General features: G+C 40.3%; 23 protein-coding genes and 1 rRNA gene. 2 read left to right on the top strand and 22 right to left on the bottom strand.

Going from position 1 to position 26,589, the window contains the following annotated elements; translation table 11 throughout:
• Positions 1 to 43 precede the first annotated feature (43 nt).
• The 6 genes from BN3282_RS14355 to BN3282_RS14380 form a co-directional block, all read right to left on the bottom strand.
• Positions 44 to 1,078 (bottom strand): sensor histidine kinase, encoded by a 1,035-nt coding sequence (locus BN3282_RS14355; RefSeq protein ID WP_242866648.1) that lies wholly within the window; start codon positions 1,076 to 1,078, stop codon positions 44 to 46.
• 60 nt (positions 1,079 to 1,138) lie between these two features.
• The gene (locus tag BN3282_RS14360; RefSeq protein WP_059070226.1) at positions 1,139 to 1,810 is read right to left on the bottom strand and encodes a response regulator transcription factor; all 672 of its coding nucleotides are present in this window, start codon (positions 1,808 to 1,810) and stop codon (positions 1,139 to 1,141) included.
• Between the two features lie 31 nt (positions 1,811 to 1,841).
• A complete protein-coding gene (locus BN3282_RS14365) occupies positions 1,842 to 2,261 on the bottom strand; it encodes an N-acetyltransferase (RefSeq protein WP_059070228.1) in 420 nt (139 codons plus the stop codon).
• Positions 2,262 to 2,395: 134 nt separating this feature from the next.
• Complete coding sequence (locus tag BN3282_RS14370; protein WP_059070230.1) at positions 2,396 to 2,962, bottom strand: manganese efflux pump MntP; 567 nt, start codon at positions 2,960 to 2,962, stop codon at positions 2,396 to 2,398.
• Positions 2,963 to 3,017: 55 nt separating this feature from the next.
• Positions 3,018 to 3,848: an EFR1 family ferrodoxin gene (locus BN3282_RS14375; protein WP_059070232.1), complete on the bottom strand. Its 831-nt coding sequence runs from the start codon at positions 3,846 to 3,848 to the stop codon at positions 3,018 to 3,020.
• Positions 3,845 to 4,723, bottom strand: coding sequence for an SseB family protein (locus tag BN3282_RS14380; protein ID WP_242866649.1), 879 nt, complete (start codon positions 4,721 to 4,723; stop codon positions 3,845 to 3,847). Before BN3282_RS14380 ends, BN3282_RS14375 begins: the two co-directional genes overlap by 4 nt.
• A 418-nt stretch (positions 4,724 to 5,141) precedes the next feature.
• Between BN3282_RS14380 and BN3282_RS14385 the strand changes: the two genes are divergently transcribed.
• On the top strand, positions 5,142 to 6,002 hold the full coding sequence (locus tag BN3282_RS14385) for an Rpn family recombination-promoting nuclease/putative transposase (RefSeq protein ID WP_059070234.1): 861 nt from the start codon (positions 5,142 to 5,144) through the stop codon (positions 6,000 to 6,002).
• A gap of 149 nt (positions 6,003 to 6,151) precedes the next feature.
• On the opposite strand, the gene galE is transcribed toward BN3282_RS14385, so the two are convergent.
• The 11 genes from galE to BN3282_RS14440 all read right to left on the bottom strand — a co-directional run bounded on the left by galE (position 6,152) and on the right by BN3282_RS14440 (position 16,813).
• Positions 6,152 to 7,168, bottom strand: a complete 1,017-nt coding sequence (galE, locus tag BN3282_RS14390; protein ID WP_059070236.1) for a UDP-glucose 4-epimerase GalE — start codon at positions 7,166 to 7,168, stop codon at positions 6,152 to 6,154.
• Between the two features lie 30 nt (positions 7,169 to 7,198).
• Positions 7,199 to 8,122, bottom strand: coding sequence for a sugar phosphate nucleotidyltransferase (locus BN3282_RS14395; protein ID WP_059070238.1), 924 nt, complete (start codon positions 8,120 to 8,122; stop codon positions 7,199 to 7,201).
• 207 nt (positions 8,123 to 8,329) lie between these two features.
• Positions 8,330 to 9,037, bottom strand: coding sequence for a deoxyribose-phosphate aldolase (gene deoC, locus BN3282_RS14400; RefSeq protein WP_059070240.1), 708 nt, complete (start codon positions 9,035 to 9,037; stop codon positions 8,330 to 8,332).
• 49 nt (positions 9,038 to 9,086) lie between these two features.
• Positions 9,087 to 10,049: a carbohydrate kinase family protein gene (locus BN3282_RS14405; protein ID WP_059070242.1), complete on the bottom strand. Its 963-nt coding sequence runs from the start codon at positions 10,047 to 10,049 to the stop codon at positions 9,087 to 9,089.
• Positions 10,050 to 10,063: 14 nt separating this feature from the next.
• Positions 10,064 to 11,539, bottom strand: a complete 1,476-nt coding sequence (locus BN3282_RS14410; protein WP_162858254.1) for a sugar ABC transporter ATP-binding protein — start codon at positions 11,537 to 11,539, stop codon at positions 10,064 to 10,066.
• Positions 11,540 to 11,567: 28 nt separating this feature from the next.
• A complete protein-coding gene (locus tag BN3282_RS14415) occupies positions 11,568 to 12,554 on the bottom strand; it encodes a substrate-binding domain-containing protein (protein WP_242866650.1) in 987 nt (328 codons plus the stop codon).
• Positions 12,555 to 12,623: 69 nt separating this feature from the next.
• Positions 12,624 to 13,598 carry an ABC transporter permease gene (locus BN3282_RS14420; RefSeq protein WP_059070246.1) on the bottom strand — a complete coding sequence of 325 codons (975 nt, stop codon included), beginning with the start codon at positions 13,596 to 13,598 and terminating at the stop codon, positions 12,624 to 12,626.
• A gap of 325 nt (positions 13,599 to 13,923) precedes the next feature.
• Positions 13,924 to 14,535, bottom strand: coding sequence for a DUF1349 domain-containing protein (locus BN3282_RS14425; protein ID WP_082667557.1), 612 nt, complete (start codon positions 14,533 to 14,535; stop codon positions 13,924 to 13,926).
• 3 nt (positions 14,536 to 14,538) lie between these two features.
• Positions 14,539 to 15,423: a PHP domain-containing protein gene (locus BN3282_RS14430; RefSeq protein WP_059070249.1), complete on the bottom strand. Its 885-nt coding sequence runs from the start codon at positions 15,421 to 15,423 to the stop codon at positions 14,539 to 14,541.
• Entirely contained in the window at positions 15,420 to 16,025 is a 606-nt protein-coding gene (locus BN3282_RS14435; protein WP_330382238.1) for a sugar O-acetyltransferase, read from the bottom strand. The genes BN3282_RS14430 and BN3282_RS14435 overlap by 4 nt, the downstream gene beginning before the upstream one ends.
• A 2-nt stretch (positions 16,026 to 16,027) precedes the next feature.
• Positions 16,028 to 16,813, bottom strand: coding sequence for a DeoR/GlpR family DNA-binding transcription regulator (locus BN3282_RS14440; RefSeq protein WP_059070251.1), 786 nt, complete (start codon positions 16,811 to 16,813; stop codon positions 16,028 to 16,030).
• Between the two features lie 288 nt (positions 16,814 to 17,101).
• Between BN3282_RS14440 and BN3282_RS14445 the strand changes: the two genes are divergently transcribed.
• Positions 17,102 to 17,917 (top strand): GntR family transcriptional regulator, encoded by an 816-nt coding sequence (locus tag BN3282_RS14445; protein WP_059070253.1) that lies wholly within the window; start codon positions 17,102 to 17,104, stop codon positions 17,915 to 17,917.
• Between the two features lie 38 nt (positions 17,918 to 17,955).
• On the opposite strand, the gene BN3282_RS14450 is transcribed toward BN3282_RS14445, so the two are convergent.
• From BN3282_RS14450 to BN3282_RS14475, 5 genes are all read right to left on the bottom strand, one after another.
• On the bottom strand, positions 17,956 to 18,870 hold the full coding sequence (locus BN3282_RS14450; RefSeq protein ID WP_059070255.1) for a glycyl-radical enzyme activating protein: 915 nt from the start codon (positions 18,868 to 18,870) through the stop codon (positions 17,956 to 17,958).
• A gap of 14 nt (positions 18,871 to 18,884) precedes the next feature.
• Positions 18,885 to 21,293: a glycyl radical protein gene (locus tag BN3282_RS14455; RefSeq protein WP_059070257.1), complete on the bottom strand. Its 2,409-nt coding sequence runs from the start codon at positions 21,291 to 21,293 to the stop codon at positions 18,885 to 18,887.
• Positions 21,294 to 21,511: 218 nt separating this feature from the next.
• Positions 21,512 to 23,017: a hypothetical protein gene (locus tag BN3282_RS14460; protein ID WP_059070258.1), complete on the bottom strand. Its 1,506-nt coding sequence runs from the start codon at positions 23,015 to 23,017 to the stop codon at positions 21,512 to 21,514.
• A gap of 3 nt (positions 23,018 to 23,020) precedes the next feature.
• Positions 23,021 to 23,524 carry an RNA polymerase sigma factor gene (locus tag BN3282_RS14465; protein WP_330382240.1) on the bottom strand — a complete coding sequence of 168 codons (504 nt, stop codon included), beginning with the start codon at positions 23,522 to 23,524 and terminating at the stop codon, positions 23,021 to 23,023.
• A 340-nt stretch (positions 23,525 to 23,864) separates the two neighbouring features.
• Positions 23,865 to 26,589 (bottom strand): 23S ribosomal RNA (locus BN3282_RS14475); the annotation flags it as partial.

Genomic DNA, 26,589 nt, shown 5'->3' on the forward strand with positions numbered 1-26,589 from the left:
ATGTCTGTTTCTCCGTACACCCTCTTTCTAAAACTGAATTTTCTTATTCCACCTGCAATGGATAGGAAGCCAAATCAATCGTAAAATGGCTTCCCTTTCCCGGAATAGACTCTACATGCAGAGAATGTCCCAGCTTGCCGGCAGCCTGTTTTACAAGATATAGACCGATCCCTGTCGATTTTTTGTCCATCCGTCCATTATAGCCTGTATACCCTTTTTCAAAGATCCTCGGTATATCCTCGGACTCTATGCCAATACCAGTATCTTCTACCGTCAGCTGTTTTCTGTCATTTACCTTTATACGCACTTCTCCTGCTTTTGTATATTTGACCGCATTGGATAAAAACTGTTCCAGTATAAAAGACAGCCACTTTTCATCCGTAAGTACAGTCTTATCCGTCCCCCCATACACGAGCCGGAGCTTTTTCCTTATAAACTGTCCTGCGTATTTATGGATCGCATTACGCACGATCCTATCCAGATCAATTTCTTTAAGAACCAGATCAGATGCGTCTTCCTGCAGCCTCGTATAGTACAATGCCATTTCTACATACTGTTCGATCCGAAATAATTCAGAACGCATTTCCTGATTTTCTTCTGTATCCGTTCTCTGTAAAAGCACCCGCAGCACCGCAATCGGCGCTTTAATCTGGTGTACCCATGTGGCATAATAATCCTGCATGTCCTTTTGTGACTGTATCCAAGCTTCCTCACTTTTACGCTGTGTTTCTTCCATACGCGCTGCCAGCGCCTGGTATGCACTCTCTAATCCAGCATCTGCAAAAGGAAGCAACTCTGTAACAGTTCCTTTTTCATCCCCCAGCCTATTTAGTATTTCTCTCTTTCTTTTATATCTGTTATATCCGGGTATACAAAACAGCAGACTAAATACCGCGCAAAGCAAAACCGGATAATACACTGCCCGCAATTCTATCTGATATAACAGAAATACTGCCGTGAAGCATAAGATACAGCCTAATGCCCACACAGCAGTAAAACGATGCTCATATAAATACTCTAAAAACAATTTCACGCCGTTTTTTTCTTTTTTCACCATTTCTTTCCTTTCTATCCCCATTTGGCACACTGCAGCGCCTGCCTTGCCAGGCATAGTCCGGCAAGGTGCTTCTTTCAGATACTACGCTATGATATAGCCTTCTCCTACCTTTGTCGTGATAAATTCATCCAGGCCTTCATTCTTCAGCTTTTTGCGCAGACGCGCGATATTCACGGTCAATGTGTTTTCCTCAATATAGTCATCTGTCTCCCACAGTTTTGTCATCAATGTATCACGGCTGACAAGGCGCCCTTTATTTTCCATCAGCGTCTGCAAGATCCGAAACTCATTTTTCGTCAGACTGATCTTTCTGCCGTCATATATAAATGTCATATCATAGAGGTTTAACAAAGCCCCTTTGTGTTCGATCACAGGCACTTTCCCTGTGAGGTCGTATGTTCTGCGCAGTACCGCCTGCACTTTCGCCACAAGTACATTTAAGTCAAACGGCTTTGCGATAAAATCGTCTCCTCCCATATTCATAGCCATCACGATATTCATATTATCCGCAGCAGATGAAATAAAAATAACCGGTACATTAGATACTTTTCGTATTTCGCCGCACCAATAGTAACCATTATAAAAAGGAAGCGTTATATCCAGAAGAATCAAATGCGGATCGTATTCTGCAAACTGCTTTACTATATCCTGAAATTCTTCTACATATACCGCCTCGTTGCCCCAGACCTGCATCTCCTTTTGCATTGCCTGTGCCATCGCCAAATCATCTTCAATGATTAAAATCCTATACATTCCTATACCCTGCCTTTATTCTCTCCTGTCACTAATTTAAGATCTGAAGCGCAGTATTCCCGTCTCCTCCGAGAGAAAAGCCTGTCTTTTCATAAAAGCCGCCCAACAGCTGCTGATACTGCTCTTTGCTTACATAACCTTCCGGCAGTTTTGCATAACCAAGAGGCGCCTTTACCATCGTCACACTTTTTTTTCTGAGCTGTTCGAGTATCTCTGTCATACAGACCGTACCATATCCCAGTCCTCTCAAACGCCTGTCGATCAGATAAAAGTCCAGTATTTCCGCTTTAAACTTACTCTCCAGATAATAGTGCAGACAAAACAGCAGCGTTCCCTCCTCGTAGACACTGACTGTCTCCTTCTTATAACAAAATTCCAATATATGGGCGCTCTTATCCGTGAGTATCACACCTTTGAAATATTCTTTTCTAATATATAACGGTACCGCCATTTTTACCGCCCCTTATCTATCCCGTAATTTCTGCTGCCCGGCGCGCCAGCAGGCGCACCCTGCCCTTTATCTCTTTTTAGTTTACCACGGAAGCTTTGTAAACACAACCAATTCCCCCAAATACACACACCTGCTCAAAGCAGTCCCAAATGTTCCAGCAGAATCTTCACACCAAGTACGATCAAAATGATCCCGCCTGCCAGTTCTGCCTTTGTCTTATATTTTATACCGAAAATATTTCCAATTTTCACCCCTGCCGCTGAAATCACAAATGTGATCAGCCCGATCAATAAGACAGCCTGTCCGATCTGCACATCGAGAAATGCAAATGTAATGCCAATCGCCAGAGCGTCGATACTTGTGGCTACCGCAAGCACAAACATTGTTTTTACATCAAGCGATGCGTCTGCTTCTTCACAGACCTCTTCCCGCGCAAAAGACTCTTTGATCATATTCGCTCCGATGATCGTCAGCAGTATAAAGGCGATCCAGTGATCGATCGCCGTAATTTTCTCTCTAAACTGAAAACCAAGAAAATACCCCATAAGAGGCATCAACGCCTGAAAACTCCCAAACCAAAGTCCTGCGATCACCATGGCTTTCTTAGACAGCTTTGGCATAGCCAGCCCCTTGCAGATAGAAACCGCAAAGGCATCCATTGATAAACCCACTGCCAGGATCATTAGTTCTGCGATTCCCACTTATGCCCCCTCCTGCGTACTTCCCTGCCGTCTGTTTTCTCTATCTTTTTCATTCTTATTTTACTTTCCTTCGTCCTTTTTGTTCTGCAATATCTTCCCAGCTTATATCTGGATGATGGTACTGCTTTCTTCCTCTTAAAACAGGCATAGATATTGTATGCGCCTGTTCCGGACACCAATGATAACAGGCGTAACATGCTGCGCAGCATCCTCCGTGAACAGCCTTCTTGTCTCTTATCTGAATATTTCCGGTAGGACAAACTTCTTCGCAAATTCTACATCCTGTGCATTTCTCGGTATTGGGATAGGGCTTCATGGCTGCGCCCGCCATCCCCTGTCCATAAAACCAGGAACTTGTCACAAAATCTGCTCTCAGACTGCCTGCAGATGCTCTGCTTATCTTTCCGTTTATTTTATCTTCTTTCAACTTCTGATTTACATTCTTAGTATTCGCCCTAATAGCCTTTATGATCTGCTCCAATCTCTCCGGCGCTTTTTCTAATTTTTCTTCTTCTTTAGACGCCTTCCCAGGCATGCAGTTTCCTGGCATTACAAGATCGAATACAGCTGAAAGGGAGGTATTTTTCTCCTGCAAAACCTTTTCCAGATTCTTAACCGCTTTCCCATGCTTTCCACTGCTTGATGTCAAAACAGCGAATATATATTTGGGCTTTTGTAACGATATTTCCATCAAAAATGCTTTTACAACCCATGGAATATCATTCATATAGACCGGAAATACAAAGCCGATCCTATCGTCCTTGATCTCCACAGACTTTTCTGCGGCATACTCCATGATCCCATGACATTCTCCGGACAAACGATGCGCCATTTTTTTCGCCGCCCATAGCGTATTGCCTGTCCCGCTAAAATAAAAGATAATCATGGCTTTTTCCTCTTAATCGGAAGCTGCAGATTGACCCCAAAAGGATTGATAACAACCCCTTTTGCTTCGGGAACTAAAATGTCCAATAACTTATCTGCTTTTATTACCGCCGACTTAAAATTCTTCTCTTTATTAAACTTCTGGAACTCTATCACATCCGTAAAAACAGGCTGAAAAGAAGTACCATCCTGTAGTTTCAGCAGCGGAATCTTATTTTCTGCCTGTACAGCCACAATATACGTCCCTTTCTGAAAATTCGAAAGTATCTCCTCCTGCAGTTCTTTCATTTCTTCTGTCAGTTCTGGTTTCTGTTGTCTTCGCATTTCCTGCATAAAATATAGGGAAGTCAGATGTAAGCTCGGATTTTCCACCCACACTTTTCCGTCCGGAAGCTTGGATGTATCCCCCCGCTTTACAAGTTCTTCCAGTTGGATCACCGCTTTTTTACCTCCTTTTGCCTGAAATACAAGACAATTTACTCCCATCGTATATAAACTGGAATAAAACGGAAGCAACTGTTTATTTGCCACTCTCCCCACATTCACTGGCTGCTTTTCCTCTCTACATTTTTCCGCACATTTTTTTGCCTCTTCCAGATCATCAAACAGGAAAATCTCGTCATCATACGTTTCAGGATCACACAGCACAAACGGCATCTTTGTGCACGCTGATACAAGCATATAGATCATCTCCGAGTTGCGCAAAGAGCCTAACGCCCGTTTTTTCTCCTCTGCTATTACATTCACCTTTTGTTCTTCCATAGTAACAGTCCTTTCCTTTTCATCATTCTTCATTTTAACAATCCCCCGCCGCAGTGTCAAATTATTTCCTACAGCAGCAAGCAGGGAACAAGAACAGACATCTCCATGTGACACGCCTGTATAATGTCAACTTTTCTTTTTACTCTGCCTGCTGTTTTGTCAAATTATTTATATTTATTTTTTCTTGTAGTCTATACTCTGTTGTGTTAAGGTAAGAGTATCTTTTAGATGCGCATCTAGAAAAATTTTTGTGTTTTTCCTAAAACACAGCCTGATGATCTGCTCTATACAGATCGTTCTATTTTATCCAGTTGCTGGATAGTCGCTATATCCGGGTTCTTATCCGGAATATTCGCAAACATTTACCCAAAAAACAAAATCACATACCTGTGTCGGAAATTTTTTTGCGTCAAGTCACACGCAGATTCTGGAAGATTTATATTGCTGAAGTGAGATTTACGTCACAGGCAATTTAGGGAAAAGTGTTGTAAACCAGCAGGCTTTTCCCTATAATGAAAGGAGAAAAGTACATATGGAACAAAAATCATTGCAGGATTTGAACCTGCTGGATCGTTTTTTATTCGCACAGGCGGCAGAAGACCCGGATACCATGCGGGATATACTGGAAATCATCTTAGGGAACGAGGTCTTATTAAAACTGCTGCCCCAGACAGAGAAAGAGCAGCGTACCCATCCCTTAAACCGCTATGTACGGCTGGATGTATGGGCAATGGATGAGCCGGACACCGTATATAATACAGAAGTCCAACAGAACAATACGGGAAACCTTCCCAAACGGAGCCGCTTCTACCAGGCATTGATCGATTCCAATCTATTAACTCCGGGCGAGGTCGGTTTTCAGAAGTTAAATCCCGTGTATATCATCCTGATCTGTCCCTTTGACCTGTTTGGATACGGGCTGTATCGCTATACCTTCCGCATGCAGTGTGAGGAAGTACCGGAGCTTTCTCTGGGAGACGACGCTGTCCGTATCTTCCTAAACACACACGGAAAGAATACAGAAGGTGTGCCGGAAGAACTGGTGGAACTCCTCAAATATATGGAGCACACCACGGAGGAAGTGAGCAAAAACTGCGCCAGCGAGCGGATCCATAAGATCCAGAAACGCATCCAGGCGATCAAATCCAGTGAAAAGATCGGAGTGAGGTATATGCAGGCTTGGGAAGAAAAGATCATGGAACAAAATGAAGCGCGTGAAGAAGGTATTCGCGAGGGTCACGCTTCCGGATTGAAGGAAGGAAGACTGCAAAAATTACAGGAACAGATAGAAAAGAAAGTCCAGAAAGGATACTGCGCTGAAGAGATTGCAGAGATGCTGGAAACAGATATAGAAACTGTCCAGAAATTCATAGAAAAATATAAATTGAACTGACGAACTGCCTTTTATAGAAAAAATGATGACTTCACGCTGTTGTACATCTCCAACCAGAAGAGAATAGATACTTCTGGTTGGAAGTCTGTAGCAATGTGAAGTCGATTTTTTCCGTTTTGAATACTTCCGCAGTGTTAGCTCAATTCCGCTTACGCTTCATATCCATTGGGATTCTGACTCTGCCATCTCCAGGAATCTTCGCACATTTCTTCTAAACCGCGTTTTGCCTCCCAATGTAATTCTTCTTTTGCCTTCGCCGCATCACAGTAGCATGTGGCAATATCGCCTGCACGTCTTGGCCTTATCTCATAAGGTATTTCTTTCCCGCATGCCTTTCCAAATGCCTTCACCATGTCCAGTACAGAATATCCTTTACCTGTTCCCAGATTATAAACCGATACCCCTGCTTTTTCTTTTAACTTTTCGACAGAACGGACATGTCCGATCGCCAGATCCACTACGTGAATGTAATCGCGCACACCGGTTCCATCCGGTGTATCATAATCATCCCCAAATACCCCGAGACACTGCAGCTTTCCGATCGCCACCTGCGTAATATAGGGCATAAGATTATTCGGAATTCCTTTCGGATCTTCTCCGATCTTTCCGCTTTTGTGAGCCCCGATAGGATTAAAATACCTGAGAAGGACCACATTCCAGTCTTTATCTGCCGTGTGCAAGTCTGTCAAGATCTGTTCCAGCATCCATTTTGTCCAGCCATATGGATTCGTACAAATTCCTTTTGGGCACTCTTCTGTGATCGGTATAAATGCCGGATCGCCATATACCGTAGCAGAAGAACTAAAAATAATATTCTTGACATCATGCTTTCTCATGACATCACAAAGTGTCAATGTACCGTTTATATTATTGTCATAGTATTCCAAAGGTTTTGCGACAGATTCGCCCACTGCTTTCAATCCTGCAAAATGGATGACCGCTTCGACGGCTTCTTTAGCAAAAATTTCATGTAAGGCATTTGCGTCCCGCACATCTGCTTTATAAAATTTCACACTTTTCCCTGTGATTTCTTCAATCCGTCCTATGACCTTTTCTGACGCATTATATAGATTATCTACAATGACTACTTCGTATCCCGCATTTAACAGCTCTACGCAAGTATGGCTTCCTATAAATCCCGCGCCGCCTGTAACTAATATAGACATTTTATACCCTCCTTTTCTACTGCGATATATTTATGATTCCCATAATTTCTGCGGATATTTCCCCGCATCCTTCAGCGCCTGAATGGCCGCCACTACCATTGGTTTGTCTTCTTTGTATGTCACCCCATACCATTTATCTTCTGTATCCAATACCGTTACCGCCGCACGTCCTTCCTCCAGCAGCCCACTTACAACAGACGGAAGGAAATACTCGCATTTCATGGGATTCTCTTTTAACCCCTGCTGTAAAAATGCCGGAAAACCAGCTTTGATCTCTTCCATAATACTCTGGGTAAATCCCCACATATTCAGAGAAACTAATTTTTCGCCATCCACCGGTATCCATGTTTTGCCGTCATCTTCAGAATAGGCGATCTTGCCTTCTCTTTTTTCGATCCTGGTCCGTTCGTTGATTTCCACAAGTTCTTGATCCTCATTTAATTCGCAAATCCCACGCGCCACATGCCCATTGTCTGTCATTGTATTTTTCAGCCGATATCCGACCATTGTATAACTGTATTTTTCACCATCTTCATGGGTAGTAAGAAATTTGTAAATTTTCTCAAAGGCATGCTGTCCATAATAGTCATCTGCATTGATGACTGCAAATGGACCATCTACTTCCTCATAGGCGCTCAGTACAGCATGTGCTGTTCCCCATGGTTTTACCCTGCCCTGCGGAACCTGATACCCCTCTGGAAGATGAAAAAGATCCTGATATACATAAGAGACATCCATCACTTGCTCTATACGTTTTCCGACCGCTTCTTTAAAGTCCTCTTCATTTTCTTTTTTTATAATAAAAATAACTTTCTCAAAACCTGCTCTTTTCGCATCAAAAATGGAAAAATCCATGATGATATGCCCCTCTTTGTCTATCGGGTCGATCTGCTTTAGACCACCGTATCTGCTCCCCATTCCTGCTGCCATAATGATCAAAACCGGCTTCTTCATTGTACTCCTCCTTGCGTTTATTCACATCCGAAAACTTCTGGTCCCGGACATACACTCATACAGTTGAATTATAAACTTCCTGGATACCCTTGTCAAATCACAGGCCTAAATAGCACTGTTTTTCCATCGTTTTTACCATAATGAAAAAACAGCGTTCTACATTCTATGCCAGAATGTAAAACACTGCCTTTTCTAAGCATTTATCCTTTATTTCAGATCCAGCACAACGGGAACGGATTTATATCCAACTCCCATGCGGTCGATTCCCATATCGATCAACTGTAAGAAATGCTCCCTTGTCCGAATACATCCGCTGCCTTTGACCTTTGCCCTTCCTTTCAACTGATCCATGATGATCTCGATCACCTCCGGCGCAGCACCTTTTAATTCAAAACCTGTAAGGAATCCTGTACTTGTCTTCACAAAATCTACGCCTGCTTCTACACAACATTCACAGCCTTTTCGGATCTGCTCTTCACCCAGCGCGTCTGTTTCCAGAATCACTTTGATCTCTCTTCCATATTTATGGGCAGCTTCCGCGCACGCCTTTAAATCTTCTGTCACCTTGTCATATAATCCCGCTCTAAGCCATCCAAAGTTCGCTACGATATCTACCTCTTTTACTGTATCATACTTTGCCACCTTTTCGATCTGCTCTACTCTGGACTGTGTAGAACTTGTGCCGAACGGAAAATCCGTTACCGGACACAGCATGGTGTCTGTTCCTTTTACATATGGTTCACATAATTCCATATATCCCGGATTGATACAGATCGTAGCGCACCCTAAGTTTACCCCGTCTTTTGTCAAAGCAATGATCTCTTCCTCTGTAAACTCCGGTTTTAATACAGAATAGTCAATGTACGCTGCCAATTCCTTCACGGTCATCTCATTTGCTGATTTTTCTGGTTTCATCTGGTCTCCTCCTATACTTATCATGCTCTTTCATCATTTTTTGAAATGGTTACTCTTTATTCTGCTGCTTTATGAACTCCTCTACTTCTTGTAACAGAGGAGAGCCTGTCACTCCTCCTTTTTTCGTAGTTGCTAATGCTCCTGCGGCATTAGCAAACTTTAATATTTGTGGAAGATCTTCTGACATAACCTTTTCTATTCCACCCTTTTGAATAATTTGATAAATTACTCCTGCGAAAAAAGTATCTCCAGCTCCAGTCGTATCCACTGCTTTCACATCATATGCTTTTATTTTTTCACTTTTTTCTTCTGTGTAATAATAAGAACCCTTTTCTCCACATGTGATAATCACTAGTTTGCAACCGTATTTAGAAATTTCTTTTGCAGCCTCTTTCAAGGTATTTCTTCCCGTAAGAAGATATGCTTCTTCTTCTGATGATTTATAAAGCGAAACCTTAGATAAAGTTTTTTTCATCTCACAAATCATTTTTTCTTTACTACTCCACAAATTATGCCTGTAGTTTACATCCAATACAATTGGTATTCCCTTTTTATGCGCCTCGTTGAGCACCTTCCAAGTTGCCGTTCTAACTGGTTCATCCGTCATGCACATACCAGAAAATCCAACCATAGCAGATTGGAGAACTCTTTCTATCGGAATTTCTTTCTCATCCAGCCAAATATCTGCACCAAATCTTCTTGAAAAACTAAAACTTCTCTCTCCATTTTCATCCAGGGTGACAAATGACTGTGTCGTAAAATGAACTGGATCTAAAACACATCCCTCTAAACCCACGCCGTAGCTTTCCATTTTGCGTCTGATTAATTCTCCCATACAATCATCACCTATTTTGCCAATAAACATTGTATGAAGTCCCAACTTACTTGCTGCTGTCAAGGCATTTACTACTGTTCCTCCAACTTCACATTGATAAATAGGTTTCTCCAGTGTATATCCAGGACCAGGAATATAGTCTATCAAAGCATCTCCTATCGCACAAAAATCGTACATATTTCCACCTCTTTTTAATTTGTTGCAAATGTCATAAGTGTTTCTTCAGAACATTCTTCAATATCAAATAATCCTGTTTGTTTTCCCTCATTCATCACCATAATTCTGTCGCATGTTCCTAAAAGTTCGGGCAATTCTGATGACACCATAATAATAGAAAGTCCTTTTTCAATCAGTTGATTTAATATTTCATAAATTTCTTCTTTTGCACCTACATCTACTCCTCTAGTAGGTTCATCTACAAGAAGAATTTTACAATCTGCCGCTATCCATTTCGATAAAACTACCTTTTGTTGATTTCCTCCACTCATAAAATTTGTAATGGTATCAGGTATTCCTGGACGTATATGAAACATTTGAATATATTTCTTTGTAATTTCTGCTTCTTTTCGTAACATCAGTGTACCGAATTTATTTTTATATTTTCTAAGCGCCGGTATAGTCATATTAAATATCATATTTTGCTGTAGCATTAGTCCTTCTGCTTTTCGTTCTTCTGGTACTATACCTAAGCCTGCAAGAATTCCTTCTTTTACGTTTTTAAATTTTACTGGTTTTCCTTCCAATTCTATATTTCCCTCATCAATTGGATCCGCACCGATAATTGCACGTAAAATCTCCGAGCGTCCTGCTCCTGCAAGCCCTGCAATTCCTAAAATCTCACCTTTATGAAGATCAAAATTGATATTTTCTATCGCGCCTTTCCTTGTTAAATTTCGAATAGAAAGCACAACATTTCCACATTTTCTTTCTCTTTTAGGATAAATATCTTTTACATCCCTGCCCACCATTCTGGAAACCAATATTTCTGTTGTATAATTTTGTACCGGCCCGCTTTCTACAAGCTGTCCATCTTTCATAATTGTCAAACTTGTACAAAGTTCAAAAATCTCTTTTAACCGATGAGAAATATAGATAAAAGTAACTCCTTCTGCTGCAAGATTTTTTACGATTCTGAAAAGTCCTTCCAATTCATTGTCTCCTAATACTGCTGTCGGTTCATCCAGTACTACAATTTTAGCGTTCCTAGACATTGCTTTGGCAATCTCTACCATCTGTCTCTTTGCCACACTTAAATCTTCTACCACAGCCCGCGGATCCAAATCTAACTGTAATTCTTTTATAACTTTCTTTGTATCCTCTTCCATCCTTTTATAATCTATCTTCCCCATCTTATTTTTCGGATATCTGTTCAGAAAAATATTTTCTGCAACAGTACGATGAGGCAACAGCATTAACTCTTGATAAATTACTGCAATTCCTTTTTCAATCATCTTTGCAGGTGTCGTATTTTCTATTTTTTCCCCATCGATGATAATCTCGCCTTTATCTAATGAATAAGCACCTGATAAAATCTTCATTAATGTTGATTTTCCAGCTCCATTTTCTCCAACTAAAGCATGTATTTCTCCTCGTTTTACAGAAATTGAGATATCATCCAGTGCCTTTACTCCAGGAAAACTTTTTGAAATATGATTCATCTTAAGCATCGCTGCCACCTCCGTATTATGGGTTTATTTACAGACCTTTTCCAATCCAGTCTTTTACATTATCTTTGTCAATAACCGCTGTCTCTAATTCCCAACGCTGCTCTACTCCGTCTCCTTCTAGGATCTCATATGCTGCCTGCATTCCTTCTGGTGCACAATACGGATAGAAAACAGTAAAGAACATATTGCCTTCTTCAATTTCTTTAAAAGCAACTTCTGTCCCATCCATTCCCGTAATTAATATGTCTTCATCTTCACGGCCTGCTGCTCGCAATGCTTCTAAAGCCCCTAACGCCATTTCATCATTATGACAATAGATTGCATCAATTTCACCAGGTCCGAATCTTTGTAGTGTATCATCCATAAATGCCATTGCATCTTCTCTTAGATAATCACAATATTGTGTCGCAATAACTTCCATATCCGGATATTCAGCTTCTAATTGCTCTGCAAAACCGTCATGTCTGTCTATCGTTGCCGATGTCCCTGCTGTTCCCTGTATTTCTACAATTTTTCCTTTGCCATTCAAGGCTTCTGCTAACTTATCTGCGGAAGCTACTCCCATTGGTTTATTCTCTGCTCCGACATAACATGTAACTTCACACTCTACATTTCTGTCTAGTGTAACTACTGGTATTCCTTGATCCATTGCTTTCTGGCAAACTGGAGTCAGTGCATCCGCTGTCAACGGTGAAATAATCAATAAATCAATTCCACGGGCAAGCAGATCTTCTACATTTTGTACTTGTGTAGCCGAGTCATTCTGTCCATCAGTCGTAATTACTTCAAATTCCGGATAATTTTCTTCTGCATAGGCCACATTTTCATCCACCATGGCAACGCGAAATGGATGGTTCATTGTCCCCTGAGACAATCCTATCGTATACTTTTTATCTCCTTCTTTCGAAGATTTATCCTCTCCATCAGAATTTCCTGCTCCTCCATTGCTACATCCGACTACCAGACCCGCTACCATTGTTAGACAAAGAACCGCACTTATTATTTTCTTTTTCATCCACATTTCCTCCTTTTATTATTGTGAATTATTTTATTACTAAAGCACTTTCTTCACGTGCCCTTAGCCTTAAGAATTCTTTTTTGTCTTTCTCTCTAACAGCACAGCTAATATAATAATGACACCTTGAATAACTTTCTGTATGAATGGGGAAATACCCATCAAATTCAAAATATTATTTAATACGGAAATCAAGCAGGCCCCAATCAAAGTACCAACTACACTTCCGCTTCCTCCAGCTGTGCTTGCCCCGCCGATATAGACCATCGCAAGTGCATCTAACTCATAACCTTCCCCAGCCTCCGGCTGCCCAATGCCTAATCTTGAAATAAAAATAATTGCAGAAAGCGCCGACAAAAAACCTGTAATCACAAAGCACATTGTCTCTACTCTTTTTGTATGAATCCCACATAAACGCGCTGCTTCTCTACTGTCCCCCAAAGCATATACACTTCTTCCAAAACCTGTATATTTCAGCATATATAATGCAATAAAAAATACGGTTAAAAAGATATAAACCGGTACTGGAATTCCTAACATACTTCCCTGACCCAAAAAGGAAAAATCAATACCTGATTCAGTCCAATTCTGTGGCGAACCATTCGCCAAATATCTTGCCACTCCACGAAGTGCAGTCATCGTACCTAAAGTCATAATAAACGGCGCTAATCTTCCTCTTGTAACCCCAATACCATTTATTAGGCCAAGAATAATCCCTATTACTAATCCTGCTGCTACTGTCATAATGGGAGAGACTCCTTTTTGAAGCAGCATCGCACAGGACACAGCAACCACCCCAACAATAGAGCCAACTGACAAGTCCACCCCACCTGTTAGCACAACAAAGGTCATACCCATGGCAATAATACCATTTAAAGAAACAGAACGTACTACGTTAACTATATTAGCCGGTCCTAAAAAATTAGGGGAAATAACAGCCGCAATGATACAAATTAAAATCAGCGCCCACAAAATTCCCATTGCTTTCATTTTTTTTAGAAGTATTTTGCTTTCATTACTATTCATCTCTTTTACCTTCCCCATAATTAACCTCCTGTTTATTTGTTTCAAATGTATGATACATTTAATATATATTAATCGTTTTATATTGTCAATACTTTTGTTTGTTTTATACTAAAATTTGCATATTGCACAAATATTACTATATATTTTCTACAATTTAACTAATTTATTAAATGATAAACCTTCTTATTTTCTATACATCCTTAAAAAATAAAAGCCTGTAAATTGAGGTATTAAAAAAATCAACTTCAAATTGCTTTAGAATATTTCCGCAAGCGCTGCTTGCTCCAAAATAAAAATATATAGCAATCTGAAATTGATTTTTATAGTAAAATATCTAAATTATTTATATGATGGGAGGATCTTGATGCTGTGCTATGTCCGGATCCGTCTTTATCCACCTTGTAAATTCTACCTTTAAATCTTTCCTGATAGGTGCACATACCATAGGTCCCGCTTTTATTCCTTTCTCAAAAGGAAATCTAGAAAGCCTTACCGTCATCCATCTGCTTTTAGAAGTACGTACACGAATTAAAACTGCATCATGAAAAGGTGACACACGAAATGTAACCTTCTCTCCTTCCCAATTCGCTACTGGAAAATTAGAACAATCTGAATATACATCTGTTGTTACAATAGATATATTAGGCTCTCCATCTATTACTTCTATCCCAGCCTTAATCCAATGTATATCATCATACCAGATCATCATGCCTGCCTGATCATATAATTCTGAGAAGTCTTTTAACAAAAAGGTTACCTCCATTGCCTCAGAACGTTTTAACTCTGTCAAAAGTGCATGCCCATTGCGATGTATAAATCCATATAATGTTTTTTCCCAATAATCACTTTCCGGCATCGCTTGTACCAACAACGATTTTCCTTCTTCTTTCCATGCTGCAGGTTTATTTGTCCATGTCCCTTCTTTCCATAAAATATCCCGACACAAAGAATCCACTGATTATCCCCTCCTTATTGCTTCCTTTAATTTTTTATATAACATTTCTTCCATTCCCCAAATATCCATATCTCCCAAGAAAATAGCTGGCTTTGTCTTTCCATGGAAATCACTTCCAGCAGTCATTACCATTTCATGCTTCTTTGCCCAGTCCATATAAAATTTCTTCTGCTTATCTGTATGATAACTACTAAACACTTCTATTCCACATACTCCTCTTTCAGTAATTTTTTCCAGCAAGTCCGTATCTTCTTTTACATTATTCCCTGGATGTGCAAGAACCGGAATTCCACCCGATTTTTTAATAATTTCTATCGCTTTATCAAGAGATATAAATTCTATCGGTACATAGGCAATTTTCCCCTGTGCACACCAATCCCAATAAAAATTAACATATGGATTATCGCTTCGACTACCTCCGGGAAGATATGCTTCTAGTAATGCATAATTTCTTGAATCTTGTAATGCAGTTTCTGCTATTACTTCTCCTGTTATCACGTCATCATGGGCCAAAGTTTCTGCTTTTTCATGATCAACTTTTATCCCTGCTTCTTGTATAAGTTTCAATCTTATTTTGGAGGCATCTTGTTCTTTGCAGAGTAGTTCTTTTTCAATTATTTCATACTCCTCATATACTGGATCAATCCCATACCCTAAGACATGAAAATCTTTTCCCTGAAAAGTACAATCTAATTCTACTGCTGGAAGTAATTCAATTCCCAAAGCCCCTGCTGTTTCACTTGCTTTTCTATATGCCCTGGTACTATTATGATCGGCAATCGCTACTACCTCCAGCTTCGCCTTTGCGCACAACTTCATTAGTTTATCTGGTTCAAATTCTCCATCATTGCTAAGTACAGTATGCATATGTAAATCTAGCCAGCTCATACTAACCTCCTTTCTTTTTCTATTTCTTCCTCTGTGATCTTTCGTAATACCCTACATGGATTTCCGACTGCAATCACCCCAGTTGGTATATCTTTTGTCACCACACTCCCAGCACCTATGATTACGTCATCTCCAATCATTACTCCAGGCATAACCACCACATTTCCTCCAAACCAAACATTGCTTCCAATAGTAATAGGTTTTGCATACTCTAAACCTTTTGCTCTTAATTGTGGATCAATCGGATGCCCTGCAGTATAAAAACCGCAATTTGGTCCTATAAAAACATTATCACCAAACATAACTTTTGCTTCGTCTAGAATGATACATCCATGATTTGCATAGAAATTTCTGCCTAATTCTATATTATATCCATAATCACACCAGAAGTCTGACTCGATTTGAAATGTATCATCTGCTTTACCAAATATTGGTTTTATAATATTCTTCCTGTGTTCTTTCCTAGATGGTAAACAATTGTTAAATGCAAAACATACGTCTTTGCATCTGTTTCGTTCCTCTACCAAATTCTTATTATAATTAGCATCATACAAAACTCCCGACTGACATTTTTGTTTTTCACTCATAGTTTCTTTCTTCATTTTCATTCTCTCCTATTTATAAATGTATCATCTACATATATCGGATAGTTCTTCTCTTTTGCTATCTGTACATATTCTTCCTTTAAATCTTTATCTGTCAAAACACCTGTCACTTCAGATAGATTACAAATATGGGACAAATATATATGTCCGAATTTACTGCTGTCCGCTAGCACATAGGTAGCTTCTGCTCGTTTCATCATAGCTTTTTTTATCTCCATCTGCGGATATCCGATTCCTGTAATTCCTTCCTGATAATCAATTCCGTTTACCCCAATAAATGCTTTATTCACTCTATATCCTCTTATCTGTTCCAGTGCTTCTTTCCCCACAGTAGCAGAAAGATTTCCTGCAATATCTCCTCCTATTATCTTCAATGATATATGTACTGTCTGCATGATTTCTGAAGCGAGTAAAATACTATTTGTAATTACATTAACACTTTTTTTATTGTTTCTTTTTATTTCCTGTGCTAAATACAGACAAGTCGTCGCATCGTCTAAAAAAATAGTATCCCCATTCTTTATAATACGGTAAGCCATTTTCGCAATATATATCTTGTTGCATAGATTGCTATAAACCAAATCTTTTACATTATCTGTCACAAAATTTTTTCCAATTTTAACAGCCCCTCCATGTGTCCTTTTTAATAAACCTTCTTCTGACATAGCGTTTAGATCTCTACGTATTGTCATCTCTGTACAATGGAATTCTTGGCTTAACATACTTACTTTTACATATCCTGTCTGTTCTAATTCTTGTAAAATAATCTTTCTGCGTTCTCGCATTGATAACTTTCCCCATTTATTTTACTTTATTTTTCCACGTCAATATATTGCCTTTTTTATTTACTTATGATATGCTTTTTGTATCATTTGTATGATACATATGTATTGTATCACAAAAACATGATTTAATCCAGTTGTTTTTTCATCCAGTAATTGGCAAAAGATATTTGAATGCACTATCTTTTTGTGATACTATTGAAACAAATAAAACCGTTCTATCCGCTGTATTTACAACATTTGTCCCTTTCATCCCATGCGGAAATCCTATGTTAGAAAGGAACTATTAAATTGGATATTGATTATTTTAAAGAAACTTTTCATTTTTCTTTAGGAAGTGATTCACCATTATATGAACAACTTGCCTCTTATATTAAAATACAAATTCAAGCAGGCATTTTAAAGCCTGGAGATCAAATGATCACCGAGGCTAATCTTTGTAAAATATTAAATATCAGCCGTACAACCGTCAGACAATGTATGGATAGACTAGTGGAAGAAGGACTTCTTGTCCGCTATCGTGGAAGAGGCTCCTTTATTGCAGATTCCAAAATGAAACGCAATATTAATTATCTTTATAATTTCACGGAAAACATGAAAGAACTCGGTGCAAACCCTAATTCTATCGTCCTAAAAAGCGAGGTTGTAGATGCTCCCGTTTTTATTCGTGAACAGCTCAGATTGCCAAGTACACAAACAAAAGTATTTAAGCTATATAGGCTTCGCTGTGCGAATAATGAGCCCATTCTGTTTGAAAAGTCATATATCCCGTATTATCTGTGTGAGGGTATTGAATATTATGATTTTTCTTCTGTTTCACTGTACAATACACTAAATGAGCATTATGCATTGAACCTTTATAGAGCAACTGAAACAATTGAAGCAATCATTATCAATAGAGATGAGGCAACCCTTTTAAAATGCACTGCCAAAGTGCCAGGTTATAAAATCCAACGTATCTCCTATTTAGATTCTGGCTTCATCTTTGAATTTACTACTTCCATCACAAGGGCGGACAAATGTGTGTTTCAGTTAGAACTGTACAAAAATACAAATTCCACAAAAACTCCTGTGAATATACGTAGGCAGGTAACACTTTCACAATGAATATGATATAGAAAGTGGGGGCAAAAGCTGCCCCCTTTTCATTTTTCCACCTTTGTGTTAAAGCCATAACTACGTATCATATCCCTCATCTTCTCTACATATTCCTCGTCATGTGGTTTTACATCCCGCATGACATATTCAATTCCACAAGATTGATATTTTCCACTTCCATACTGATGAAAGGGCAGTATATCATAGTTTCTAATACTATATTTCTGCAGGATTTCTATGATATCAAGAATATCTTGTTCTTTATCATTAACCTCTGGAATCATCGGTGTCCTAACAAATATTTTTTTACTCTGCTTAGATATCCATCTCAAATTTCCCAAAATTTCCTCATTACCTATGCCAGTCCATTCTTTATGTTTGTGCGTATCTGCTGATTTTATATCATATAAGAATAAATCTACTACCGGCAATATCTTTTCTAAGTTTTCTTTTGGAACACATCCTGTTGTTTCCACAGATGTATGAATTCCTTTTTCATTACATAGTCTCAACAACTCATAAGAAAATTCTGGCTGCAGAAGTGGTTCCCCTCCGGATAGAGTAATTCCGCCTTTACTCTGCCTGTAAAAATCTATATCCTTTTCTATTTCACCCATTACTTTTGAAATTTCCATCCATTTTCCTTTTACTGTTAGTGCTTTTGTTGGACACTGTTCTACCCAGTCCAATTTATCTGCTTTGCACCGATCCCAATGAATCTTTAACCCCCTGTCTTCTGCCGTTACTTCTTTATTGGTACATACTGTCACACAAGTGCGACATCCAATACATCGGGACGCTGCATAAAACAACTGAGGTGATTCATTCCATGATTCAGGGTTAGAACACCATTTACATCTAAGAGGACACCCCTTTAAAAACACAACTGTACGAATTCCTGGACCATCATGTATACTATATCTTTGTATATCAAATACATTCCCTTTTATTCGCTTTTCCATATTATCTCCTTTTCTTACATACACTGCATTGTTCTGTTAATAATCTCATTTTGAATATCTTTATCCAATTCCACGAAAAAAGCACTATAGCCTGCTACACGTACAACTAAATTTCTATATCTGTCCGGATTCGTTTGTGCATCTTTTAATTTTTCTGGCGTAAGAATATTAAACTGTATATGCATGCCTCCTATATTAAAATAAGTGCGAATCATATCAATTAATTTTTGACGTTCTTCTTTTGTCTTTAGAATCGTAGGCATAAATTTCATGTTAAAATTAACTCCATTTATCGCCAATTCATGATTCACTCTAGCAACTGATTTGCAGGCAGCAGTCGGTCCACAGATATCCATTCCATGTTTCGGAGAAATTCCACCATCACCTAGTGGAGTACCCGCTTCACGTCCACTAGGAAGTGCACATACTTGCCTTCCTAATGGTGTATTGGAAGACAAGCAAAATAAACCAGGTCGATAAATTGCTCCATGGGGCGAACAATGTCCCTTCACGCTTCTACAATACTGTTCTCCAACATATTTTATCATTTCGTCCGCTTCCTTTATATCATTTCCATATTTTGATATTTTGTTAATCAAACGATGCTTTAGAATATCCTGACCTTTAAAATTTTCTTTCAATACCTTTAATAATGCTTCCGGCATAATCTCTTTTGTTTCAAACACCATTTGATTAATAACAGTCAAAGAATCTCCCACATCTGCAATACCAACTCCCTGAACGCCAACATAATCGTATTTTGCACCACCTTGTGTACAGTCCTTTCCTTTTTCAAGGCATCCTTCCAAAAGAGTAGAACAATATATATGCTGTCCATATCTGGCGTGAAGAAGCTCAATAGAATTTAGAGAACTTATCATCATCTCAACAAAATAGTCGACTTGTGTCTCATACGCTTTTAAAAAATCTTTAAATGTTTTAAAATCTTTAAACGCTCCTGTCTTTGGCCCCATTTGCTGTCCTGACATTTGGCATACTCCGTCAAATAATGCCAACTCCAAGCATTTTGCCAAATTAAAATAGCATGCATTTGTTCTTCCCATGGTATTCCCCTGCCCTGTGGGTTCCACACAACCTACAATTGCATAATCTCTTGCATCTTCTATTGAAACTCCATCTTTAATCAAACCATCAATTATCAGCTCATCATTAAAAAACGGAAGTTTCCCACCTTCATTTTCTACTAAAATCTGTAATACCTTATTAATAAATTTATCTGGATTCTTTTTAGAGATTCTAATACTTGTATTTGGTTCTGAATTAAATACTGTTTGTTCTGCATCCAAACACACATATGTAAAATCATTAACAGCATCTTCACCTTTTTCGTCTATTCCACCTAAAACAACATTGATAGTCGTAGCAAATCCCCCATTATTTCTGGCACTCATGTACGTTCCCGCTTTAATAATGTCACTGCTTTTCACCCACAAAGCCTCTAGTATTTCCCTAGCTTCTTCTTTTACCATACGCCCCTCTTCTATATCTTTTTTCCAAAAGGGATAAAACATTTGATCTACTCTTCCTCCAGAAATAGCGGAACCATTCTGTCCACAATAGTCAATCAACAACACAAACCAATAGGATTGCAAGGCTTGATAATATGTCCTGGCCGGCTTATAGGGTACAATCCTGCAATTTTCAGCAATGAGCAATAATTCCTTTTTTCTCCGGTCATCTTGTTCTTTTTCCGCCATTTGTTCTGCTAAATCAGCAAATCTATCCTGAAATATTTTCACTGCTTCACAGACAATTAGTACAGCTTTATAAAAGTGTACCTTATCAGTAAAGTCCTTATCCAAAATATCCAAATTTGCAAGATAATCTCTTGCTTCTTTTTCCACTTCGCAAAACCCCTTTGTAAGAACTTTCTCGATATTGGGCAGATAATGACCATACCCACTACGAGCCCTACTCAATGGATTAAATACACGGTATTCAGAATCCAAAACCTCCATAATCCTTTCATCAATATAATACCTAGATAAATCATCAATAGATTTATTCTTCCAATAAGGATAAATCTCGTTTAAAAGGATTTTCTTCTCTTCCTCTGTGATTTGCAGTGTATCTACCTTACGTGTAGGCATCATATCCAGTTCTTTTTTACTAAAACCACCAAATTCCGGAAATAAAGGAGCACTTCGCGGATGTGAAGCATGGTTTCCCACAATTAATTCTTCCTCATCAATAAAAATTGTCATATGTTCTAAAAGATATTTCAGTGCTTTTGCTCTACGGATAATATGTGGCATGCCTTCTGTCTGTTTATAACTTTCTGTAATCAGCTTTGCACGTTCAATACAAATAGCAGGTTTAACATCCCGCATTGCTGTATTTAACTTCTGTGTTCTTTCTTCTCTGGTGATTCCTTGAGGTAAAAGTTTCTTTAAAATTTCCATATATAACTCTCCTTCCTAGGTTTTATTATTTCTTATATTTTTATCTTAACATTTGATAATTCAGATACAATTACCTAAGAAGCGATTTCATATAGATTTTCTTCGAAAATGAACATTTTGAGCAAAATATTTTCGTACACTGTAAGTCGCATTTCATACAAATAAAACAGGAGAGCGTCAAACCGCTCTCCTGTCGTCTTAAACTTTCCCCCATATTTTTATTTCGTTACTTTCACATATGGATTGGTCGTCCATTTTCCTTCGATCATTTCTTCCGTATAGGATGGCTGGAATTTCAGATACAGGGAATCCAGTACGTCTTCATCCGCTATATACACGAGTGTATATTCCAGTTCTTCCTGCTCTTTCAGTGGTCTGTATAAACCGCTCTTTAAACGTTCTGTTCCTTCCGTATAATATATCGGATCGATATATACAGGGAAACTTGCCCCTTCTCCGCTGTTCCACTGCAGATTATAGTCCTCATTTGCCGGCAGGAACGTTGGTCCATAGCAGGAGAGACTTCCATCTTCTCTTGTTTCTTTAACGATCAGATCCGGTGCGAGATTTATCTCTTCATATGCCCTGTCGGAGGCATTTTTCACTTTCATGTTTACCACTACATATTTCGATGCGACTTCTTCAAGAATCGGTTCTTCTTGCACCTGTCCATCTTCTGTTATCGTCTGCGTGTATCTGGCATGAGGTTTTAATGTTCCATCTTCCTGAATCCAGGGGGAAACTTCTTCATAATTTATATAGTTTTGGGTCGGATATTTATCTATAGAAAGGCTGTCCTTGATCTGAATATTTTCTACAGTATACTCAATATCCTCCTCCGAGAATTCTGCATTCAGGAACGGATTGGAGATGGTATCTCCGATTTCATAGATATTTTCTGCCGGGATCCCATATTTTAATTTTTCTGCTTTTTCTTCTTCCCAAAGTTTCTGTTCTTCTGCCTGTGCGGCAAGTTCGTCCTCTATCTCTGCCTCTGTAGGATAGGCTTCTGTCTCATCCAATACTTCTATCTTCAGTCCTTTCGCTACTTTCAGCAACTCTTCTTTTTCTAAAGTTGTCTCACTGCTTATCCAAACCATATATCCATACTCCTGATTGGTGAGAAAGATATTGATCGTCTGCTTGTCTGTATCTACATAACTTACCTCTGCTTCTACAAAAATGTCCTGCCTCTGCCCGTCTATCTCCGCTTTTTCCAAATAATCCGCTTTATCAAAGCTGTCTCGGTACACCGGATTTTCTGTCTTTTCTCCCCAATAAATCTCTGCCGCATTGATCGGTGTGATCGTAATCTGGCTGTCCGTATCCGAATTATGCCATTTACCTCCATATGGAGAAGTTTCCTCTCCGTATATATAGCCTTCCGGCATATAGGTAGGAGTCACCTCGATCTTGTGCGCTTCTTTCTGCGCGTCTACTTGTACCCTGTATTCTATCTTTTTCGCGTTTTCTTTATCTTCACTTATATTGACTTTTAAAAATTCATTCGCGGCAAATCCTACCAATCCTGCCGCCATCGTCACAACAGCTGCGATCACGATCATTTTTCTGATCTTATATGTCTTTGTATACTTCATCGTTACTTTCGGCTCCATACTGATCTCCCGGTATGCCGCCTGTATTTTTTCTTCTACACACTGCGGGATCTGCGCCTCTTTTTCCAGGATCTCTTTGATTTCTCTGTCTGAATAATCCTTTCTCATACATTATCTCCTCTCTGCCGCCGGCTTTAAACTATACACCTGTCCCAGTTTTTTTCTTCCTCTGGACAATCTTGTCTTTACCGTATTTTCATCCATTTCCAGTATCTGCGCGATTTCCCGGATCTTAAAGCCTTCTCCGTAATAGAGAAGCAGTATGACTCGATATTTGTCATCCAGAGAATTCATCAGTTCCTGAAATTCATAATTTTTAAGCTCCATACATTCTTCTCCTTTTTCCGGCGGCACCTCCAGAAGATGTTCCTTTTGATTTTGTCTTATCATATCCTTACAATTATTGATCAAAATACGGATCATCCATGTTTTAAAATATTTCGGATCATGCAGTTTTACGATGTTGTCATAACAATCCAATATTGTCTGGGAAACAGCGTCCGCAATATCTTCATCTCTGCGCAGATAACTCCTCGCCACCTTATACATACTGGACTTATAAGTTTCCATTAGTTCCACAAATGCCTGGTCGTCTCTTTTTTGTGCTTTTTTCACTAAAAACAGCAATAGGCTTCCCCCTTTCTTCTCCTGCAGGTCAATGTTTTTCAGTGCTCATCTCCCCTTATCTTTGCACTGTTCTTACATCTATTAGACGGCAAAATACATCATAAAGTTTCACTTTTCGTAAATTTTTTATTTTCTATACTAACATGAGGTATTTTTCGCCATCTTCTTACAAACTGCCGGCAAATTTTATAGCCAAACAGCAATTCCATCAAAAAAACACCTGGAAGTTTATACTTCCAGGTGTCTCTTCTCTCATTCTTCCAGAGATATATACCTTCAAAACTACATACAAAAGATCTTTTCTCCATCCATTCTCCTATCACCTTGCTTGGTTATGCCCTCGACCTATTAGTAACGGTCAGCTCCATACATTACTGTACTTCCACCTCCGTCCTATCTACCTCGTCGTCTTCAAGGGGTCTTACTAACTTGACGTTATGGGATATCTCATCTTGAGGGGGGCTTCACGCTTAGATGCCTTCAGCGTTTATCCCGTCCCGGCTTGGCTACTCTGCTATGCTCTTGGCTGAACAACAGATACACCAGCGGCCAGTCCATCCCGGTCCTCTCGTACTAAGGACAGCTCCTCTCAAATATCCTACGCCCACGCCGGATAGGGACCGAACTGTCTCACGACGTTCTGAACCCAGCTCGCGTACCGCTTTAATGGGCGAACAGCCCAACCCTTGGGACCTACTTCAGCCCCAGGATGCGATGAGCCGACATCGAGGTGCCAAACCACTCCGTCGATGTGAACTCTTGGGAGTGATAAGCCTGTTATCCCCAGGGTAGCTTTTATCCGTTGAGCGATGGCAATCCCACTTTATACCACCGGATCACTAAGTCCTACTTTCGTACCTGCTCCACCCGTCGGTGTCGCAGTCAAGCTCCCTTCTGCCTTTGCGCTCTTCGAATGGTTTCCGACCATTCTGAGGGAACCTTTGAGCGCCTCCGATACCCTTTCGGAGGCGACCGCCCCAGTCAAACTCCCCACCTGACATTGTCCCCCAGCCGGTTCACGGCTGCTGGTTAGAAACCCAATACTGCAAGGGTGGTATCCCAACAGCGGCTCCATGGCAACTGGCGTTGCCACTTCCTAGCCTCCCACCTATCCTGTACATGCAATACCGAATCCCAGTATCAAGCTGGAGTAAAGCTCCATGGGGTCTTTCCGTCCTGGCGCAGGTAACCAGCATCTTCACTGGTATTTCAATTTCACCGGGTGCATTGTTGAGACAGTGCCCAAATCATTACGCCTTTCGTGCGGGTCGGAACTTACCCGACAAGGAATTTCGCTACCTTAGGACCGTTATAGTTACGGCCGCCGTTTACTGGGGCTTAAGTTCAAAGCTTCGCTTGCGCTAACCTCTCCCCTTAACCTTCCAGCACCGGGCAGGCGTCAGCCCATATACCTCACCTTTCGGTTTTGCATAGACCTGTGTTTTTGCTAAACAGTTGCTTGGGCCAATTCTCTGCGGCCTGGTCTCCCAGGCACTCCTTCTCCCGAAGTTACGGAGTCATTTTGCCGAGTTCCTTAACAATGCTTCTCCCGTCGGCCTTAGGATTCTCTCCTCATCCACCTGTGTCGGTTTACGGTACGGGTATTTTATGAACAATAGCGGCTTTTCTTGGCAGTTAGCTCACGCTCTTCCCTACTCTTACTTCGGTCCGCTTCACGCCTTCCCCTTGCACACCGGTTTTGCCTGATGTACGGGTACTTCGCTTGCACCGGGCTTTCCATTCCCGGCTCGCGCTCTCTCCCTGCGTCCCCACAGTTCTGTCATAAAATAGTACAGGAATCTCAACCTGTTATCCATCGACTACGTCTTTCGACCTCGCCTTAGGCCCCGACTTACCCAGAGCAGATCAGCTTTACTCTGGAAACCTTAGATATTCGGCCGGAAGGATTCTCACCTTCCTCTCGCTACTCATTCCGGCATTCTCTCTTCTTAATGATCCACTGCTCCTTCCGGTACAGCTTCTTCTCTTTAAGAATGCTCCTCTACCAACTGACATTCGTCAGTTCCTAAGCTTCGGTAGTGTGTTTTAGCCCCGGACATTTTCGGCGCAGGACCTCTCGACTAGTGAGCTATTACGCACTCTTTTAATGTATGGCTGCTTCTAAGCCAACATCCTAGTTGTCTTTGAAATCCCACATCCTTTTCCACTTAACACACATTTTGGGACCTTAGCTGTAGGTCTGGGCTCTTTCCCTTTCGACTACCCAACTTATCTCGGATAGTCTGACTCCCATACATCATCTACACGGCATTCGGAGTTTGATATCCCTTGGTAAGCTTTGACGCCCCCTTAGGAATTCAGTGCTCTACCTCCGCAAGACTCGTATGAGGCTAGCCCTAAAGCTATTTCGAGGAGAACCAGCTATCTCCGGGTTCGATTGGAATTTCTCCCCTATCCACACCTCATCCCCACCCTTTTCAACGGATGTGGGTTCGGTCCTCCATTGCCTTTTACGGCAACTTCAACCTGGACATGGATAGATCACCCGGTTTCGGGTCTACTCCGGCTGACTGTTTCGCCCTCTTCAGACTTGGTTTCCCTTCGGCTCCACACCTCTAAGTGCTTAACCTCGCCAGCCGACGTAACTCGCCGGACCGTTCTACAAAAAGTACGCAGTTCCGCATTTAAAGCGGTTCCACAGCTTGTAAACATATGGTTTCAGGTTCTCTTTCACTCCCCTCCCGGGGTCCTTTTCACCTTTCCTTCACAGTACTATGCGCTATCGGTCACTAAGGAGTATTTAGCCTTACGGGGTGGTCCCCGCTCTTTCAGTCAAGGTTTCTCGTGTCTCGACCTACTCTGGATACCGCCTTGTCAACTCGTCTTTCGCTTACGGGGCTTTCACCCTCTCTGGCTGGCTTTCCCAAAACCATTCTGCTAAACTCATTGAATCAATTCCGCGGTCCGAACCCCGGAGTGCACGCACTCCGGTTTGGGCTCTTTCCATTTCGCTCGCCGCTACTTTGGAAATCACATGTTGTTTTCTCTTCCTCCGGCTACTTAGATGTTTCAGTTCACCGGGTTCCCTTCCT

The organism is Mediterraneibacter massiliensis, assembly GCF_001487105.1.
GTDB lineage: Bacteria > Bacillota > Clostridia > Lachnospirales > Lachnospiraceae > Mediterraneibacter > Mediterraneibacter massiliensis.